This is a genomic window from Paenibacillus sp. sgz302115, from assembly GCF_056120445.1.
This window is the reverse complement of the sequence record NZ_JBVYOK010000001.1, coordinates 782707-800391: the sequence shown is the minus strand read 5'-3', so window position 1 is coordinate 800391 and position 17685 is coordinate 782707. Positions and strand designations below refer to the sequence as shown.

Genomic DNA, 17685 nt, shown 5'->3' with positions numbered 1-17685 from the left:
ATCCTCTTTATTTTACAATGACTATGCCGAATCCTTATCCTTACTGTCCATCCTTCAGGCCAGCTTCAATAGCGGCAGTCAAACCCTCGTAGGAGGAGTCCGGCAGCAGAACGCCATTAACCATAAACTTCGGCGTGCCGTTCACTCCATAGGAGCCGGCAATTTTAAAGTCTTCCTTCACATCGAACATATAAGTATGGTTCTTGAGATCCTGCTCGAACTGGTCGTAGTCGATGCCTTCGATATTGTTTTTCACGAAATTAAGGATAAACTTCTGAGTTGCCCAAATCTTGCTTTCATCACCCTGATTAGCGTACAGCTTATGAACGTATTCCCAGAATTTCTCGTTGCTCTGCTTGTAAATGGCTTCACCTGCACTGGCAGCGAGATAAGAATCCCGGTCGATAAAGGCGAAGTTCATGAAGTAGAACTGCACTTTGCCTGTGTCCACGTAGTCTTTAATGAATGTGTCCAGGTAGGTCTCGGTCCACTTTTTGCAGGCGGGGCATTTAAAATCGGCGAACTCGATGACCTTCACCTTAGCGTTCTCACTGCCCAGATGCGGCTGCTTCTCATATTTCAGTCCGTCGACAACAATCTTACCCTTCACATCCGTATAGTTCGGGAGATTGTCGAGTTCATCGGCGTCACTGTCTTTGTTCTGTGTTGTTATAAAGACAATAACTCCAATCAGCAGAACAACAACGACCCCGAGCAGCATCGGTACTAGGCGTTTGTTGTTCGTGCTGTTTCTGCGGCTTGCTTTCTTGTTCATTGCTAACCTCCTGCATGATATGAAAATACTCAAATAGTATAATCATACCGCCGCAGGCTGCATATGCCATTTGTAACACGAACCCAAAGGAAGCTTTAGCCGTGGTTCTTGCGCAGGGCGGCGGAACGGATAACCGGCGGAACCTCGATGATCGAGGAGATGGTCAGCACGGACTGCTGCATTTCACGCTGGAGCTCAATGAGATTGTAGAGCCATTCATTTTGCTGCTTCAGATAAATGCTGTTGATACCTGCGGTCAGGGCCGGGAGCACATCCGTACGCAGGGAATTTCCGATCATCCAGGTTTTTTTGCGGTCAAAGCTGTGTGTGCGCAGGATATCCTCCAGTGATTCCACATTTTTGTGCTGGCGGATGTAGATCCGGTCATCGAAATAAGCATCTAGCTTCATCTGCTCGATTTTACGCTGCTGAATGGTGTCGTCTCCTCCGGTGTAGAGGTATAACGCGTGCCCGTCCTGCTTCAGGGTATCGAGTGTTTCCACCATACCCGGATATGCTTCAATCTCCTGGTCGTAAACGCTGAGTCCGAGCTTCATCAACTGCTGCTCCTGATGAGGGTCTGCCGGATGATTGTATTTGTCACAAAAGAAACGGTAGGTTGCGATCAGAGACTTCGGAAAATTTTCGCTGGAGAGGCCGCTTGTGCTCACAGTTGCCACATCAATTTCTATCTGCTTGCTGCGGAATTCAGCGGTTGTCGGACCATATTCACCAAACCACTGTGACATTAGCTCAAAATATTGCCCCAAAATGAGGTCAAAATATTTATTGCAATGCACCAGGGTATCGTCAAGATCGAAAATGACTTGCTGTGTTAAATATTTCAATGTACTCACTCCTAAAAGTTTTGTAAACAGATACTTCCATGCAGCAGCTTTATACAAAAATTTGCTTTGGAAGCATATGCTGTATCTATCTCTGTATTTGTAAAGCTATTATATACGAATGTAGGATTCAAGAAACATCTGAAGCTCCGAGGCCCCGTCCGGTCTGATACTGTAGCGCTCGGTGCCTTCCCCGCGCAGATGTACGCGCAGCAGCCCGGCAACCCGGAGGCTTAGCAGGTGATGCATCAGCATTTCTCTGGACTGATTAAGCTCCGATTGCATCTCCCAGAGTGTCTTGGGCTCGTGGGCAATAAAGCGCAGCATGCGCAGCCGTGTCGGATCGGAGAGCGCTTTGGTTAGCCGCAGCAGCACAGTAGGCGGTTCATCTTCGCTGTCCAACGGCACATCCACAGGGTATTGCACGAGCATCATCGTCTTATAGAAGCAATAGGTGTTGATGGGCCGGTTGTGAACGGTGGGCAGGAGGACAATGGTCTGCAGATCCGGCACGTCCTCAATCACAATTCCACCCGAGGCATATTCGATAAGCGGCACCATGTCCATTTTACTCTCAAGCATTTTTTTCTCCGAAGCGTCCTCGATCAGCAGCGGCAGAATCTTCTGCTCCTCATGGCGGAAATACTCTGCATACCACAGACGCAGCAGCGGAGTATAGTTATATTTGATCCGGGCGCATTCCTCAATCGTGAATTGGTGAAAAAAAGGTTTGGTGCGCTCGAAGCAATCCTCAAGCCCGGAGGACTCCAGCTTATCCAGGAATTGTGTCACCTTGGAAGCCGTTCCCCTGCTGTACGCCCAGGCATAGAGCACATCATAGTCCTCGAAAGGCCATTCAGCAGCCTGCCGGAAGGCGGAAATCTGCTGCGGGGCAAGGCGGGAATCGACATCGCGTATCCAGTCAGGGCCGATATCCAGATTGGAAATCCATTTTCTAGTTACATATAACATAAAACTGTCCAGCAGTTCGTATACCGGAGAAACGTCAATTTCTAATTTATAGTTCATGAACCTTGCACCCCCAGAAAATCGGTCACTTCTATATATTATCTCTTGTTTAGAAGAGGGTTGTCCACTATAATGTTCGGTGTTTGCCGGGGGAAGCGGCAGTTCCATAACCACAGGATTACATAGGAGGATTTATCCGTGTCACACAGTCAGACCCTATCTGTAAGCAAGAGCAGCAAATTGAACTACATCATACTTATTACCGTCATTATTGCGGCGGGGCTCAGCCAAGGCCTGCTGCTTCCCGTGCTGTCCATTCTGCTGGAGCAAAAAGGAGTCTCCTCTTCGCTCAACGGCCTGAATGCCGCTGCGCTGTATGTGGGCTCGTTCGCCATGACACTGGTCGCAGAACGGGTTCTCGGTGCGATCGGCTTCAAAAAGCTGATTGCGGCGGGGATCAGCCTTGTGCTGGTGTCGCTCATTTTATTTCCGCTGCTGCCTGGAGCCAAGTCCTGGTTTCTGCTGCGCCTCTTGGTAGGAGTGGGAGACGCGGCCATCAATTATGCCGCCCAGCTCTGGGTGCTGCTGATGACACCTGCTGCGCACCGGGGGCGTAATCTGTCTCTTTACGGCATGTCCTACGGACTGGGCTTCAGCCTGGGTCCGCTTGGCATCAGTCTGCTGCACTTCGGCCAGGCGGCGCCTTTTACGGCCATTGCCCTGCTGTTTCTCTTCATCCTGATCCTGGTATTGCTCAAGCTGCCGGACTCCCATCCGGATAAAGTAGAGCATGGAGAGGGGCAGGCCCGCCGCTTTGCAAGAAGCTACAGATTTGCGTGGTATGCGCTGATACCGGCTTTATTATACGGATATATGGAAGCAAGCCTGAACAGCAACTTCCCCGTGTACGGACTGCGTATCGGCTTCAGCGCCAATCAGATTGCGGCATTGCTGCCGTTCGTAGGCATTGGCGGACTGATTCTGCAACTGCCGCTGGGAATGTGGAGCGACCGCTACGGGCGAAAAAGAATCCTGATCTGTTCCGGTGCAGGCGGCGGCCTGGCTTTCGCGCTGCTGCTGCTGGCTGGGGACAGTTTCCTGCTGACAATGATTCTCCTGACGGTGGCGGGCGGGCTTGTCGGCTCCTTTTTTTCGCTGGGTCTAAGCTTTGCAGCGGATATTCTTCCGCGCAATCTGCTCCCGGCCGCAAATGTGGTCTCGTCTTTCCACTATAGCTTAGGCAGCATTATTGGCCCGGGAATCGGCGGTCTGCTGCTGCAATTCGGCTGGGGCGGCGGTGTATTTGCCCTCCTTGGCGCTTTATATATTTTATTCGGATTGACAGGGTTATTATTCTCGCCACGGAAGCCGATTTGAGGTAAAATAAGAACGAGTGCTCGCATGGAATTTGATCCCGCTTTCAGAGTACACTAGAGAGTAGAGATGAAGACAGGGAGAGGCTGAACTATGATCACAGTTGAACACTTGGCCAAAGCAGTCGGGGAAGGGAAAACCCCGGTGCTGCAGGATATTGGCTTTCAATTAGAAGAAGGTGAGCTGGTAGTGCTGCTGGGAGCCAGCGGAAGCGGCAAATCAACGCTGCTGCGCTGCCTGGCCCTCAAGGAGAAATGGGATAGAGGCAACTTTAGAGTGGATGGAACCGACATCATGAAGAGCTCTTTTGCCGGCAAACGCAAGATCCGCCGCGAATGGGCCTATCTGGAACAGAATGCAGAGCTGAATCCGAACCGCACCGCGCTGAAGAATGTGTTGATCGGCCAGTCCTCGCAGACTCCGCTGTGGCGGATGGTAACCGGGATGGTGCGGTCGGATGATTACATGGGGGCGATGGACGAACTGGATCTGCTCGGTCTGCTCGACAAAGCCAAGATGAAGACCAGCCAGCTTAGCGGCGGTGAGCGTCAGCGGGTGGCGATCGCCCGCGCATTGGTGCACGGAGCCAAGGTTATTCTGGCGGATGAGCCTGTAACCGGCCTTGACCCGAAAACTGCGGAGAGCGTGCTGGAAACGCTGCGCAAGCTGTGTAAGGAAACGGGACTGACGGTGTTGACCGTGATCCCGCTTGAGCTGGCGGAACGGTATGCGACCCGGCTCTGGGTGCTGGAAGACGGCAGAATCAAATATGACGTGAAGGGCCGGCGCCTGACCTCTCAGGAGCGGGCACATTTGTAGAATTTGTTAAGATCTGAACCACGGAACAAAGGAAGAGGGATGAAGTTGAATATACGGATTCTGAAGCGTCTGGCGGCGGTATCCTTGTCACTGTCCGTGCTGTCGGGCTGCACCTTCATCAGCGATCCTGTTTCGCGGATGAAGGCGCCGCAGCTCTCCGCCGACAAGGCTTCACTAATGACCGCGATCAACTCGCTGAAGCCGGCCGCTTCTACGCTGATCCGTCCGGCCAATGACGATGACAGCTCTATTTTTACTGTGGATCTGGACAAGGATGGAATAATGGAGACGCTAGTCTTCTATTTGACGAAGAATGAAACGGTGCAGATCCACGGGATGATACTGGCGAAGCAGGATGATGCCTGGGTCAAGAAGCTTGTTTTTGACGGCAACGGGACAGAGCTGGATTCTGTGGATATCAAGGATGTGACAGGCGACGGCAAGCTGGACATCATTGTCGGCTATTCGCGGGGCGAAGAAAAAGGCATGGTGGTCTACCGCTATTCGGGCGGAGCGCTGGAGGAATTGTTCACTCAGCCATATACGAAATATATCGTGGACGACATGAATGAGGATGGAACTCCAGACATTACCGTTATAAATTTCAAACGCAATGAATTTGCCACAATTACAACCTATCAGTACAGCGACGGGTTCAAGGTTCTGGATGAACTCGATGATCTGGACCCTTACTTTTATAATTATTACAATATTGTCTCAGGAAAAGTGGCCGAGAATAAAGAAGGTATAGTCCTGGATGCTGCGGTGGATTCCCGGTCGGCTTATACAACAGTGGTTGTAATGGAGAATAACAAGCTGCGTGTGGTAATTCCGGGAGATGCCCGTACCTTCAAGGAAAGAAAAATTGTCAGCGAAGACATTGATGGCGACGGCATTATCGAGATTGGGCTGCTGGAGCCGCCGAAGGGCTGGGAATATTTTGATCCGCAGACGATCCCATATTTCAACTCCTATTATAAGTGGGACGGCAAGAATGGATTGACTTTCTCATCCCAGCAGTATCGCGATCCGTCGGACCGGTTTATTATTAATTTCTCGCCCGAATGGTATGAGAAGGTTACAGTGGACACCAAGTCCGTTCTGGATAAATCCCTGAAGTTCATCATGGCCGATACCGGAGAGACGGTTGCCGAGGTATCCTTCTTCTCCCAGGCTGAATGGGACCGCGTGAAAAATTCCAGGTGGGAGATGCTTGGAACCGATATGGACAAAATAATCGGCTACCGCGGAGAACTGGAACAAAGCACAAGCGGGGGAGATCATAACAAAATCACCTCGCCAATTGAAAGGAAGGGAATCAATGAGTAAAGTACTGATCCTGGAGGACGAGGAGTCCATCCGGAGTTTTATTGTAATCAATCTCAAGCGCAACGGATTTGAGGTGCTTGAGGCGGCAGATGGAAATGAAGCGCTGCACAAGCTGACGACGATCCAGGATATTGATATCGCGTTGCTTGACGTGATGGTTCCGGGGATTGATGGTTTTGAGGTATGCCGGCGGATCAGAGAGACCAATGAACGGCTCGGCATTATTTTTCTGACCGCTAAGGTCCAGGAGCAGGATAAGGTGTACGCCCTCTCTGTAGGCGCGGATGACCACGTCAGCAAGCCGTTCAGCCCCACTGAGCTGATTGCCCGCATCCAGTCATTGCTGCGCCGGGTCAATGTGCACCGCGAGCAGTCCGCGAAGGTGTCTTTTCAATCCGGTCCGTTTACGCTTGATCTGATTTCCAAGCAATTCAAACGCAGCGGAGAGGCCATTGAGCTGACGCCAACCGAATTTTCGCTGGTGCAATTTTTCCTTGAGAAGGAGAACACTCCGCTCAGCCGTGATTCGCTTCTGGATCATGTCTGGGGCAAGGAGTATATGGGGGACCCCAAAATTGTAGATGTGAACATCCGCCGTTTGCGCCAGAAAATTGAGAATAATCCTTCAGAGCCTGAATATCTGCAGACGGTATGGGGCCACGGATATAAGTGGAAAGGCCAAGGACAATGATCAAGAAGGGGATGCGCAGACAGATTGTACTGCACTATATTTTTGTCGTATTTGTAGCGCTTCTCCTTGTAGAGGTTATATTCCTCCTGGCGATCCGGACGTATTATTACGACAGTGTCTACAGTAAAATTACGACGCATATCGGCACGGCGGAGGATTTCCTGAAATATGAGATTTCAGGCGAGCGATCGCCTAATCAGCTTCAAAAGCTGCTCGATTTCTTCGAAATGGAGTACACTGAGCTGCAGGTGCTGACGCCGGACGGCAATATGCTTATCAGCTCCACCGGGTTCCAGCCGGACCGCACCATCACCACAAGCGATGTTCCTGAGGCGGTAGGCGGAAGTGTCGGCCGGTGGGTCGGCCGGCAGGCAGGAACAAATGAGAGTGTCATGGCTGTATCCAAGCTTATGCATATCAACGGACGGGAGACGTACGTGATCAGATATGTTACTTCTATGGAGCGAATTGACAGTGACCTGCTGAACCTGACGCTGGTATCCATCGGCATCGGTGGGGCGGTTATGGCTATAGTTGTCCTGTTCAGCTTCGGCCTGGCCAACTCCATCGTGAAGCCGCTTAACAATATTACTGCCGTCTCCGCTCAGATGGCCAAGGGAAGATTCAACACGCGCATAAAAGGCGATTACAAATATGAAATCGGTGATTTGGCGTCCACATTGAACTATATGGCGGATGAAATCATCCGCAGCAATCAGATCAAGGATGATTTTATCTCCTCCATCTCACATGAGCTGCGGACTCCGCTGACCAGTATAAAGGGCTGGAGTGAAACGCTGATCTCCGGCGGCTATGATCCTGAAGAGACCAAGCTTGGCATGAGCATCATTTCCAAGGAGAGCGACCGTCTGATCGGGCTGGTGGAAGAGATTCTTGACTTCTCCAAGCTGCAGCAGAATGAAATGAAGCTCTCGATGGGCCGTGTAGATGTCAAGGTGCTGCTGCAGGAGACGATCCTGAACATATGGGCCAAGGCAGAGAAGAAACGGATTCATCTGCTGCTCGAATGCGAGGAGACCATCTTTATCACGGCAGATGCTAACCGTTTGAAGCAGGTGTTCCTCAATTTGGTGGATAACGCCGTCAAGTTCTCTCCCGAGGATTCCAGCATTGTCCTGTCGGCGCACAAGTTACCGGGCAGTGAAATGGCTGTAGCAGTGCGGGACAGCGGGATTGGCATCAGCGAAGCGCATCTCGCCAGAGTGCGCGACCGGTTCTTCCAGGTCGATTCGCTGAATGGCGGTACAGGACTGGGGCTTGCCATTTCACAGCAGATTGTAGAGCTCCATGGCGGCAAGCTGGAGATGGACAGCGAGCTTGGCAAGGGCACACAGGTTACTGTGATTTTGCCTATGACCGATGAACCTGCTCCAGAGTCTCCGCAGGCTGGAACACAGTTGTAAGCCAGTGGATCATAAGAACAAATAAAGGGATGTGACAACCGTCGAAAGGACGGCTGTCGCATCCCTTTATTAAGGATCAACAGACTTCACGCCTTCAAGAATTCAGGAAGGCAGCCCCTCGGCACGCAGACGGCCGGTCTTCTCATAGACCTCCTGCAGAAGGCGGGTCGGCTGGGTCCGAATGACGGGCTTTGCGGCTATGATCTCCTGAGGACCCACAACGACGATATTCTCCCCGCTGCCCTTGACTACTGCACCATCCTTAATCACAGCCCCTTCGCCGATAATGGCATTCTCAATCAGCACTCCCCGGCCGATATGCACGCCCGGCATTATCACACTGTCCTTGATCAGGCTCAGCTTGCCGACCTCAACACCGCCGAAGACTACCGAGCGCTGCAGGCTGCCTTCCAGCAGGCAGGATTCATTCACAAGGCTATCCGCAATGGGAAGCTGAACACGCGGCTTGTGAATGGCGGGCTTCGTGCGGCGGACCCGGCTGTACATCGGCCAGCGGGAATTATCCAGCTTGAAGCCATTGTCCTCCTGCAGAAGATCCATATGGGCCTCCCACAGGCTGTCAACCGTACCCACGTCGCGCCAGTAACCCTTGAAGCGATAGGCAAACAAGGCATCATTTCCACCCAGCATCGCTGGAATAACGTCCTTGCCAAAGTCATGGCTGGATGCAGGATCAGCAGCATCGCGCTCCAGATGCGCCTTCAGATAACTCCATTCGAACAGGTAAATGCCCATGGAAGCCAGATTGCTCTTGGGAACCTGCGGTTTTTCGACAAACTCGGAAATCTGAAGCTCCTGGTTCACGTTCATCACACCGAAGCGGCTGGCTTCTTCCCAAGGCACCTCCATCACCGAAATCGTTGCTTTTGCGTTCTTGCTGATATGATGGTCTAGCATTTTACGGTAATTCATGTGATAAATGTGATCCGCCGAAAGAATCAGTACATGCTCCGGGTTATGGCTGTCGATGTAGGCAATATTTTTATAAATGGCATCGGCTGTCCCCGAGTAATTGTCTCTGCCTTCTACGCCGGAAGGAAGCAGCTTTACGCCTTTATCCGTACGGGTGTGAAGCCCCCAGGGTTCGCCCTCGCCGATATGCTGGTGCAGGGAGTCTGCTTCGTATTGCGTCAGCACCCCTATGGTATCAATATCGGAATTCACACAGTTGCTTAGTGGAAAATCAATGATTCTATACTGTCCTCCAAAGGGAACAGCAGGTTTCGCCATAGTGGTGGTCAAAGGGGCCAGTCTGCGGCCCTCCCCGCCTGCCAGGAGCATCGCGATGCATTCTTTTTTACTCATTTGTTATCACTCCCATTTTTTTGTCAATGCTTGTAATGTTCACTCGCACCAACCGCTTGAACGCATAGGTGAATTATATTGCTGTGCTGATGTAAAAATTACATTAATAATTTTCTTTATTCTGTAATTCCGTTTTCAGCCTGGAAGTCATTTTCAAATAGCGCAGATTCGGGTAATGTAGTAGGTGCATCCTATATAAAAAGGTGGTGATGATTTGGCCGATATTCCAAAAGCAGACAACCTCCCGTCATCTGAGGATATTTACCTTTTTCATGAGGGCACGAATTATCGCAGCTATACGATGCTTGGCGCGCACATTGCCGCTGAAGAAGGAATACCGGGTGTCCGCTTTACCGTGTGGGCTCCTCACGCGACATATGTAGGACTGGCTGGTAATCATAACGGCTGGGATGGAACTGAGAACGTGGACTCGTTATATAAGATACCCGATTCAGGATTTTGGAGTCGTTTTTTCCCGGGTATGGAAGCGGGAACTTTTTACAAATACAGGATTGTGGGCCCAAAGGGGGCAAGCTTTCTCAAAGCAGACCCATACGCATTCAAGGCAGAGGTGCGTCCGGCCACAGCTTCCGTCGTAGCAGACCTGGGGGGCTACACCTGGGGAGATGCTGCTTGGCGTCGGCGTAGCAAGGCTCCTTATCATGCTCCGATGAATATTTATGAAATGCATTTTGGCACATGGCGGCAGAAAGAAAATGGGGAATATTACACCTACCGGGAGATGAGCGGACTCTTAATCCCTTATTTGCTGGAGATGAGTTATACCCATGTAGAATTTATGCCGCTGGCTGAACATCCGTATGATTTGTCCTGGGGATATCAGGGCACGGGTTATTTCGCGGCGACCAGCCGGTACGGTGAACCGCAGGAGCTCATGTATTTGATCGACCAGCTTCATCAGGCGGGAATCGGCGTTCTGCTGGACTGGGTCCCGGCCCATTTTGCCAAAGACGCCCATGGATTAAGAATGTTCGACGGCACACCGCTGTATGAATACTCCGATCCGCTTCTGGCGGAGAGACCGGGCTGGGGCACGCTTTCCTTTGATTTCAGCAAGCCGGAAATTTCCTCGTTTCTGATCTCCAATGCGCTGTTCTGGTTCGAGCTGTATCATATTGACGGTATGCGCGTGGATGCGGTGACCAGTATGCTGAGGCTGGACTTCGAGAAGCAGGCTCATCAGCATACAAGAAATGAGAACGGCGGTTTGGAAAATCTGGAGGCCATCCGGTTCATTCAGCAGCTCAACAAGGCCGTCTTCCACTACTATCCAAAAGCCTTGATGATGGCGGAGGAATCCAGCGCCTGGCCTGGGGTTACAGCACCTGTGCATGAGGGAGGCCTGGGTTTTAGCTACAAATGGAACATGGGCTGGATGAACGATACACTGGGTTACATAGAACATCATTTCGAGGCCAGGCCCTATCATCATAATTTGCTGACCTTCCCGATCTGTTATGCATATAGCGAGAATTACACGCTGCCTTTGTCACATGACGAGGTGGTGCATGGCAAGAAATCTTTGCTGGACAAAATGCCTGGCTCCTACGAGCAGAAATTTGCCGGGCTCAGGCAGCTCCTGGGCTACCAGATCAGCCATCCCGGCAAAAAGCTGCTGTTCATGGGCGGCGAATTTGGCCAGTTCATCGAATGGAAGGATCAGGACCAGCTCGACTGGCTGCTGCTGGATTATGAGAGCCACCGTCAAATGCTGGCTTACACCGCCGCACTTAATAAGCTCTACTTGACGGAGCGGGCGCTGTGGGAGCTGGATCATGAGATGGCAGGCTATCAATGGATTGATGCCGATGACAGCGGCCAAAGCGTGATATCCTGCATCCGCAGAGGCAAGAAACCCGTGGATACGCTGGTGATTATGATCAATTTTCAGCCGGTGGAGCGACGGTTGTACCGTATCGGAGTGCCGCGTCCGGGGACATATGAAGAGATATTCAGCTCGGAGAATACCGAATTCGGCGGCTCCGGTCTGCACAATACGCCAATGAAGAGCGTCAAAAAGGCATGGCATAACCAGCCGAACAGCATTGAACTGACCGTTCCGCCGCTTAGCTTCCTAGTGCTGAAGAAATCAGGGCGCAAGGCGGTTAAATAAGCTTGGCAGACAATCCGTACTACTTAAGGGGGATTTCGAAATATGAAGGTATTATTTGCCGCAGCCGAAGCCGATCCGTTCATCAAAACAGGCGGTTTGGCCGATGTCATTGGAGCTTTGCCCAAAGCGCTGAAGGGCGCGGGAGTGGACGTACGGGTGATCTTGCCAAAATACCGCGGGATACCGGAGAAATTCTCCTCACAAATGGAGCATGTGGCTGTGCTCGATGTGCCGGTCGGCTGGCGTAATCAATATTGCGGAATCAAACGGATTGTCCATGATGGCATACCGGTCTATTTTATCGACAATGAATATTACTTCGGGCGGGACGGAATATACGGTTACATGGACGATGGGGAACGTTTTGCCTTCTTCAACCGTGCGGTGCTGGAATGCCTGCCGGCGATTGATTTCCAGCCTGATGTGCTGCACTGCCATGACTGGCATGCTGCGGTTATTCCTCTGCTGCTGCAGGGCCACTACCGTCACAACCCGTTTTACAGCGGAATGCGTACTGTGTTCACTATTCACAATTTGCTGTATCAGGGAGTGTTCCCTTATTCGGTACTGGGTGAGCTGCTGGGTCTTAGCGACAACTACTTCCTCGCAGTGGAGTATTACGGCAACGTGAACTTTATGAAAGGCGGCATTGTATATAGTGATCATGTGACGACGGTTAGCCCCACCTATTCTCAAGAAATCCGCACTGCGTATTACGGTTACGGCCTGGACGGACTGCTGTCATCGCGGGCGGATCACCTGAGCGGAATTGTCAACGGCATCGACACCAAGAGCTATAATCCGGCCAGCGACCAACAAATCTTCACCCGCTACCGCTCCAATCTGGACAAAAAAAAGGAAAACAAGACCGCGCTTCAGCAGGAGCTGGGTTTGCCCGTAGCCCCTGATATTCCGCTGGTGGGAATGGTAACCCGGCTGGTGGATTCCAAAGGACTGGATCTCCTGACCCGCGTGCTCGATGAGCTGCTCTATTATGATGATATCCAGTTTGTGCTGCTGGGAACGGGGGATGAGTCTTATGAGCGGTGGTTCCGTGAAGCGGCATGGCGTTATCCGGCCAAGCTGTCTTCACAGATTCGATTCAACGATGCGCTTTCCCGCAAAATATACGCCGCCAGCGATCTGTTCCTGATGCCCTCCAAATTCGAGCCCTGCGGGATCAGCCAGCTTATTGCCTTGCGTTATGGCAGCATTCCGGTTGTACGGGAGACTGGCGGGCTGAATGATACCGTACATGCTTATAATGAGGAGACCGGCGAAGGCAACGGGTTCACCTTCAAGGATTACAACGCCCACGACATGATGTACACGCTCCGCCGGGCCGTTTCCTTTTACCGCCAGCCCGAGCATTGGAAGAAGGTAACCAAAAACGCTTTTGCCGGTGACTATAGCTGGAGTGTATCCGCTCAGCAGTACATTGACATCTACAACCACATCATCGGATAATGCTGAAATAAAGTGCATCCGCTAAAATAAAAGAGACTCTCTTCTGGCCATCATCCCTGACCTTGGAGCGTCTCTTTTTCTGTTCCTTGTGTGTGCCTAACTTAACTTCCGGCTCAGAATCCGGTAACCGTAAGGGTCGAGTGAAATATGCATCATCCCATGCACTGGAGCTACAGAATCGCCGGTGAGCGCATCCTGCCAATCATCGGTTTCCATCGGATGGCTAAGGGTACGGGGCTGCGGGGAGTTATTCATCCACACGGTAAAATGAAGCCTGTCATCCGAACGTTCATACACGATGCACGGGTCATTCGGATAAGCCTGCAGGATGCGGAAGCGGCCTTCACGCAGTGCCTTGTTTGTTTTGCGCAGAGCGATCATCATTCGGTAAAAGTCGTACAGCTCGCGGTCCTGCTTACTTTTATCCCACTCCATACATTTGCGGCAGTCGGGATCTTCATAACCGGTAAGGCCGATTTCATCGCCATAATAGATACAAGGGGTACCCATAAAGGTGAACAAAAAGACGACCGCCAGCTTCAGACGCCGCTTGTCTTCGCCCACCACCGTCAGCAGACGCGGCGTATCGTGGCTGCCGAGCAGATTAAAGACGACTTCGTTCGTCTGCTGCGGGTAGCGCATCAGCAGGCTGCCGATCCGGTGACCGAAGGTAATCGCATCCATGCCGCCGCCAAAGAATTCAAGCACCGTACCGGAGAACGGGTAATTCATCACGGAATCGAACTGGTCCCCTAGCAGCCAGGTAAGCGAATCGCTCCACACCTCGCCAACGATATAAGCCTCCGGGTTGGCGGCTTTCACCACTTTGCGGAAATCGCGCCAGAAATGGTGATCCACCTCATTGGCTACGTCCAGCCGCCAGCCGTCCACCTTTATTTCCTTAATCCAGTATTCAGCAACTCCCAGCAAATAGGCTTTCACCTCGTGATTGGCAGTGTTGAACTTCGGCATATTGCCAAAAAAACCGAAAGTGTCATACGTAGGAATACCGTCGACAATTTCGGCCGGGAAGGCGTTGATGTGGAACCAGTCTCTGTATACGGAATATTCCCCCTTCTCCAGCACATCCTGAAAAGGCGGGAACCTGTCGCTGCAATGATTAAATACGGCATCAAGCATGACGCGGATACCTCTTCTGTGGCACTCTTCGACAACGGTTTTGAGCAGAGCATTATCCCCGAAATGAGGATCGACTCTTTTATAGTCCACAATATCGTATTTATGGTTGGAAGGGGAGACGAACAGGGGGGTAAAGTATATGGCGCTAATCCCCAGCTCCTGCAGATCGCCCAGGTGGTCCAGCACGCCTTGCAGGTCTCCGCCAAAAAAATTATCCAGCTTCGGAGTCCCGCCCCATTCTTCTGTTCCCTCAGGATCAATGGACGGATCACCCTTGGCGAAGCGCTCGGTCATAATCTGATAAAATACGGCATCCTTGGCCCAGTTCGGAACCTGAAACAGGTCGATTTGGTGTATGTAAGGAAATTCGTAGAAGTGGTTGGGCGGGGGAGGACACTCAGAACGGATGCCGTTGTCGAGCATATACACGTTTTCTTGGCCTTTGCTGACGCGGATAGTGTAGCTGAGGCGTTTATATCTGGGGCGCACTGCGGCTTCCCAATAGTCAAACATGTCGTCCGAGGCGGCTTTTTCCATTTTTATGTCAAAGGAGGTATGGGCCCAGTTGTACTTGTCACCGGTAAGCGCTACTACACAATCCACATCATCTCTTTTGGTGCGGACACGCAAATGTATAGTTTTTGCATCGTAAGCATAAGCCCATTTATCCCGCGGCACATGGTACATTGCTTCCACAAGCATGTAGACACCTCCTAAAAGTTTTGTGAGCTAATGCCACTTGATTCGCTTCTTACAAAACTCCTTCGTAAGCATACGCTTAAGTTTTGTGAGTGAGCCATAGTTATTACCACCAAGCAGGGTCGCATGAATCAACTCCGGTTATTCCGGGAGTAATTGGAGATAGTACTCAGTATATGCGGTTTCCATATTATTAACAGACTTTGTCACAAATTTGTCTTTGCATATTCATACGCGCTGATTTATAATAAATCGGTCAATGAGACTACAACTTAGAGAACTTAGCAGAATTGAGAAAGAATAGGGGAGAATCTACAGATGAACAAATGGGGTAAACTTTCATTAGGGATGCTGCTTGTAGCAGGCCTTATGACCGGCTGCGGCAACAATAACAAAGAAAATACTACAGCCGAAGGCAGCGGAGCGAATACAAATACCGCAGCGGCAGCCAAGACGCTTACACTGGGAACCAGCGCGGATTTCCCTCCGTATGAGTTCCACAAGGTTGTGGACGGTAAGGATACCGTAGTAGGCTTCGATATCGAAATTGCCAAGAATATTGCGGCGGACATGGGCGCTGAGCTGGTGATCAAGGATATGCCCTTTAAGTCCCTGCTGAATGAGCTGTCGAGCGGCAGAGTAGACATGGTAATCTCGGGTCTGAGCCCTACACCGGAACGGGAAAAGGCCGTAGGATTATCCAACATCTACTACAAAGCGGAACAAGCCGTAGTTGTGCGTGAAGCGGACAAGGATAAATTCGCAACTATGGATTCCCTGAAGGGAGCTAAGATCGGGATTCAGACCGGTTCGATTCAGGAGGATATCGCTAAAGGCATCGAAGGCGCACAGTTAACCTCACTGGCGAAAATTTCCGAGATCGTTATGCAGCTTCAATCCAACCGTGTGGATGCTTCCATTATGGAAGGACCCGTAGCGAAGGCATTCGTTACAAAGGTTAAGGGACTGGCGATTACAGCTGCCAAACCTGAAGTGGAAGACGACGGCTATGTCGTTGGTGTCAAGAAGGGCAACACGGAATTGCTCGACCAGGTCAACAAGACTTTGGACCGTCTGAATACAGAAGGGAAGATTGACCAATTTGTAACGGCAGCAAGCGAGCTGGCAGAGAGCGAATAAGGTCAGCGGGATTTTCCGGCTAAAGCAAATAAAATGCTGGCCTGCAGCTTGATGTTTACATTACAGAAAATGGCGGTGATCCGCTGTTTTCTATTTTTTTGGAGACAGGAGGTAATGCCAACAATGAATATATTCGATATGATCATGAATTACCGCGGTTTTTTTCTTTCCGGTCTAAAATATACCCTGCTGCTGGCAGTGCTCGGTGTGGTATTTGGGTTTGCACTCGGGATTGTAGTTTCCCTGCTGCGGATGTCCAAATGGCGGATTCTGCGTTTTATCGCAACGGCCTGGGTAGAATTCCTGCGCGGCACACCGATGCTTGTGCAGCTGTTCATCATCCATTACGGCTTGCCGGAGCTTGGTCTTGAGTTCACACCGATCCAATCAGGCGCCATCACGCTGACCATTAACAGCTCGGCTTACCTGGCAGAGATTTTCCGCGCCGGTATTCAAAATGTGGACCGTGGCCAGGTAGAGGCAGCGCGTTCACTGGGGATGAGGCAGGGAATGACAATGCGCTATATCGTACTGCCGCAGGCGCTCAAGAATGTGCTTCCGGCCATTGGGAACGAGTTCATCACCATCATTAAGGAGTCGTCGATTGTATCTATGATAGGTGTCATGGACCTTATGTTTCAGGCCGGCAGCGTCAGCACGATTACCTACCAGGGTCTGAATCCATATATCATTATTGCACTTATGTATTTTGTTTTGACATTTACGTTGTCCAAGGCACTTGGCATCCTGGAAAGGAGGCTCAATACAGATGATCGCCGTTAAAAACCTGCAAAAGCATTTTGGCAAGCTGGAAATTCTCAAAGGTATTGATCTGCAGATTCACAAAGGTGAAGTTGTGGTTGTTATCGGCCCCAGCGGTTCGGGCAAAAGCACCTTTTTGCGCTGCCTGAATCTGCTGGAGCAGCCAACGGGCGGGGAGATTACCTTTGAAGGCCAGTCCATTACAGACAAGAAGCATGATATTAACGTGACCCGGGAGAAAATGGGCATGGTCTTCCAGCAGTTCAACCTGTTCCCGCACAAAACCGTGCTTCAGAACATCATGCTTGCCCCGCTGAAGGTGAAAAAGCAGAAGCCGGAGGAAGCGGAAAAAATCGCGCTGGAGCTGCTGCGCACCGTCGGCCTGGAAGATAAGCGGGATGCCTATCCGGTTCAGCTCTCCGGCGGGCAGAAGCAGCGCATTGCCATCGCCCGCGCACTTGCCATGCAGCCGCATGTGATGCTTTTTGACGAGCCAACCTCGGCGCTTGATCCCGAAATGGTCGGAGAGGTGCTGGAGGTTATGAAGAAGCTGGCTGAAGAGGGCATGACAATGGTCATTGTAACGCATGAAATGGGCTTCGCCCGTGAGGTGGGCGACCGCATCCTCTTCATGGACGGCGGAGTAATTGTGGAAGAAGGCACTCCGGCGGAAGTATTCGGCAATCCGAAGCATGCGCGCACCAAAGATTTCTTAAGCAAAGTTCTATAAATATGCACAAAACGGTCCTGAAAACTTTTTCAGCGGCCGTTTTGCTTTTTGCTGAGGGTAA

Annotated in this window: 15 protein-coding genes; 10 read left to right on the top strand and 5 right to left on the bottom strand. The window is 51.2% G+C overall.

From position 1 onward, the window contains the following. Positions 1-40: 40 nt before the first annotated feature. The 3 genes from AC0LWN_RS03650 to AC0LWN_RS03640 form a co-directional block, all read right to left on the bottom strand. The gene (locus AC0LWN_RS03650; protein WP_474663253.1) at positions 41-775 is read right to left on the bottom strand and encodes a DsbA family protein; all 735 of its coding nucleotides are present in this window, start codon (positions 773-775) and stop codon (positions 41-43) included. 95 nt (positions 776-870) lie between these two features. Continuing rightward, a complete protein-coding gene (locus tag AC0LWN_RS03645; protein WP_474663252.1) occupies positions 871-1623 on the bottom strand; it encodes an HAD family hydrolase in 753 nt (250 codons plus the stop codon). Between the two features lie 108 nt (positions 1624-1731). After that, positions 1732-2649, bottom strand: coding sequence for an ArsR/SmtB family transcription factor (locus tag AC0LWN_RS03640; RefSeq protein WP_474663251.1), 918 nt, complete (start codon positions 2647-2649; stop codon positions 1732-1734). 138 nt (positions 2650-2787) lie between these two features. On the opposite strand from AC0LWN_RS03640, the gene AC0LWN_RS03635 reads away from it, so the two are divergent. The 5 genes from AC0LWN_RS03635 (at position 2788) to AC0LWN_RS03615 (ending at position 8226) form a co-directional block, all read left to right on the top strand. Further along, complete coding sequence (locus AC0LWN_RS03635; RefSeq protein ID WP_474663250.1) at positions 2788-3966, top strand: MFS transporter; 1179 nt, start codon at positions 2788-2790, stop codon at positions 3964-3966. Between the two features lie 90 nt (positions 3967-4056). Next, positions 4057-4782 carry a phosphonate ABC transporter ATP-binding protein gene (locus AC0LWN_RS03630; RefSeq protein ID WP_458962404.1) on the top strand — a complete coding sequence of 242 codons (726 nt, stop codon included), beginning with the start codon at positions 4057-4059 and terminating at the stop codon, positions 4780-4782. A gap of 39 nt (positions 4783-4821) precedes the next feature. Then, positions 4822-6111 (top strand): hypothetical protein, encoded by a 1290-nt coding sequence (locus tag AC0LWN_RS03625; protein WP_474663249.1) that lies wholly within the window; start codon positions 4822-4824, stop codon positions 6109-6111. Continuing rightward, positions 6104-6802, top strand: coding sequence for a response regulator transcription factor (locus AC0LWN_RS03620; protein WP_019910749.1), 699 nt, complete (start codon positions 6104-6106; stop codon positions 6800-6802). Before AC0LWN_RS03625 ends, AC0LWN_RS03620 begins: the two co-directional genes overlap by 8 nt. Beyond that, a complete protein-coding gene (locus tag AC0LWN_RS03615) occupies positions 6799-8226 on the top strand; it encodes a sensor histidine kinase (protein ID WP_474663248.1) in 1428 nt (475 codons plus the stop codon). The genes AC0LWN_RS03620 and AC0LWN_RS03615 overlap by 4 nt, the downstream gene beginning before the upstream one ends. Before the next feature lie 102 nt (positions 8227-8328). Here the strand turns inward: AC0LWN_RS03615 and AC0LWN_RS03610 are convergent, their stop codons facing one another. Beyond that, the gene (locus AC0LWN_RS03610) at positions 8329-9552 is read right to left on the bottom strand and encodes a glucose-1-phosphate adenylyltransferase (protein WP_474663247.1); all 1224 of its coding nucleotides are present in this window, start codon (positions 9550-9552) and stop codon (positions 8329-8331) included. 214 nt (positions 9553-9766) lie between these two features. On the opposite strand from AC0LWN_RS03610, the gene glgB reads away from it, so the two are divergent. Both glgB and glgA read left to right on the top strand, forming a co-directional pair. Then, positions 9767-11686, top strand: coding sequence for a 1,4-alpha-glucan branching protein GlgB (gene glgB / locus AC0LWN_RS03605; protein ID WP_474663246.1), 1920 nt, complete (start codon positions 9767-9769; stop codon positions 11684-11686). A gap of 42 nt (positions 11687-11728) precedes the next feature. Further along, entirely contained in the window at positions 11729-13153 is a 1425-nt protein-coding gene (gene glgA / locus AC0LWN_RS03600) for a glycogen synthase GlgA (RefSeq protein WP_474663245.1), read from the top strand. 96 nt (positions 13154-13249) lie between these two features. On the opposite strand, the gene AC0LWN_RS03595 is transcribed toward glgA, so the two are convergent. After that, complete coding sequence (locus AC0LWN_RS03595) at positions 13250-14995, bottom strand: alpha-glycosidase (protein WP_474663244.1); 1746 nt, start codon at positions 14993-14995, stop codon at positions 13250-13252. Between the two features lie 315 nt (positions 14996-15310). Here AC0LWN_RS03595 and AC0LWN_RS03590 point away from each other — a divergent pair, with 315 nt between their 5' ends. From AC0LWN_RS03590 to AC0LWN_RS03580, 3 genes are all read left to right on the top strand, one after another. Then, positions 15311-16132 carry a transporter substrate-binding domain-containing protein gene (locus tag AC0LWN_RS03590; RefSeq protein ID WP_474663243.1) on the top strand — a complete coding sequence of 274 codons (822 nt, stop codon included), beginning with the start codon at positions 15311-15313 and terminating at the stop codon, positions 16130-16132. A gap of 123 nt (positions 16133-16255) precedes the next feature. Further along, positions 16256-16915, top strand: coding sequence for an amino acid ABC transporter permease (locus tag AC0LWN_RS03585; RefSeq protein ID WP_458962395.1), 660 nt, complete (start codon positions 16256-16258; stop codon positions 16913-16915). Next, positions 16902-17624 (top strand): amino acid ABC transporter ATP-binding protein, encoded by a 723-nt coding sequence (locus AC0LWN_RS03580; protein WP_474663242.1) that lies wholly within the window; start codon positions 16902-16904, stop codon positions 17622-17624. Before AC0LWN_RS03585 ends, AC0LWN_RS03580 begins: the two co-directional genes overlap by 14 nt. The last annotated feature ends 61 nt before the right edge of the window (positions 17625-17685 follow it).

Bases quoted from the DNA above. Each gene is read 5' to 3' on its own strand.
- AC0LWN_RS03625 (WP_474663249.1), top strand. From the start codon at position 4,822: ATGAAGTTGAATATACGGATTCTGAAGCGTCTGGCGGCGGTATCCTTG.
- AC0LWN_RS03650 (WP_474663253.1), bottom strand. From the start codon at position 775: ATGAACAAGAAAGCAAGCCGCAGAAACAGCACGAACAACAAACGCCTA.
- AC0LWN_RS03590 (WP_474663243.1), top strand. From the start codon at position 15,311: ATGAACAAATGGGGTAAACTTTCATTAGGGATGCTGCTTGTAGCAGGC.
- AC0LWN_RS03610 (WP_474663247.1), bottom strand. From the start codon at position 9,552: ATGAGTAAAAAAGAATGCATCGCGATGCTCCTGGCAGGCGGGGAGGGC.
- AC0LWN_RS03615 (WP_474663248.1), top strand. From the start codon at position 6,799: ATGATCAAGAAGGGGATGCGCAGACAGATTGTACTGCACTATATTTTT.
- AC0LWN_RS03585 (WP_458962395.1), top strand. From the start codon at position 16,256: ATGAATATATTCGATATGATCATGAATTACCGCGGTTTTTTTCTTTCC.
- glgA (WP_474663245.1), top strand. From the start codon at position 11,729: ATGAAGGTATTATTTGCCGCAGCCGAAGCCGATCCGTTCATCAAAACA.
- AC0LWN_RS03630 (WP_458962404.1), top strand. From the start codon at position 4,057: ATGATCACAGTTGAACACTTGGCCAAAGCAGTCGGGGAAGGGAAAACC.
- AC0LWN_RS03640 (WP_474663251.1), bottom strand. From the start codon at position 2,649: ATGAACTATAAATTAGAAATTGACGTTTCTCCGGTATACGAACTGCTG.
- AC0LWN_RS03620 (WP_019910749.1), top strand. From the start codon at position 6,104: ATGAGTAAAGTACTGATCCTGGAGGACGAGGAGTCCATCCGGAGTTTT.
- AC0LWN_RS03580 (WP_474663242.1), top strand. From the start codon at position 16,902: ATGATCGCCGTTAAAAACCTGCAAAAGCATTTTGGCAAGCTGGAAATT.
- AC0LWN_RS03595 (WP_474663244.1), bottom strand. From the start codon at position 14,995: ATGCTTGTGGAAGCAATGTACCATGTGCCGCGGGATAAATGGGCTTAT.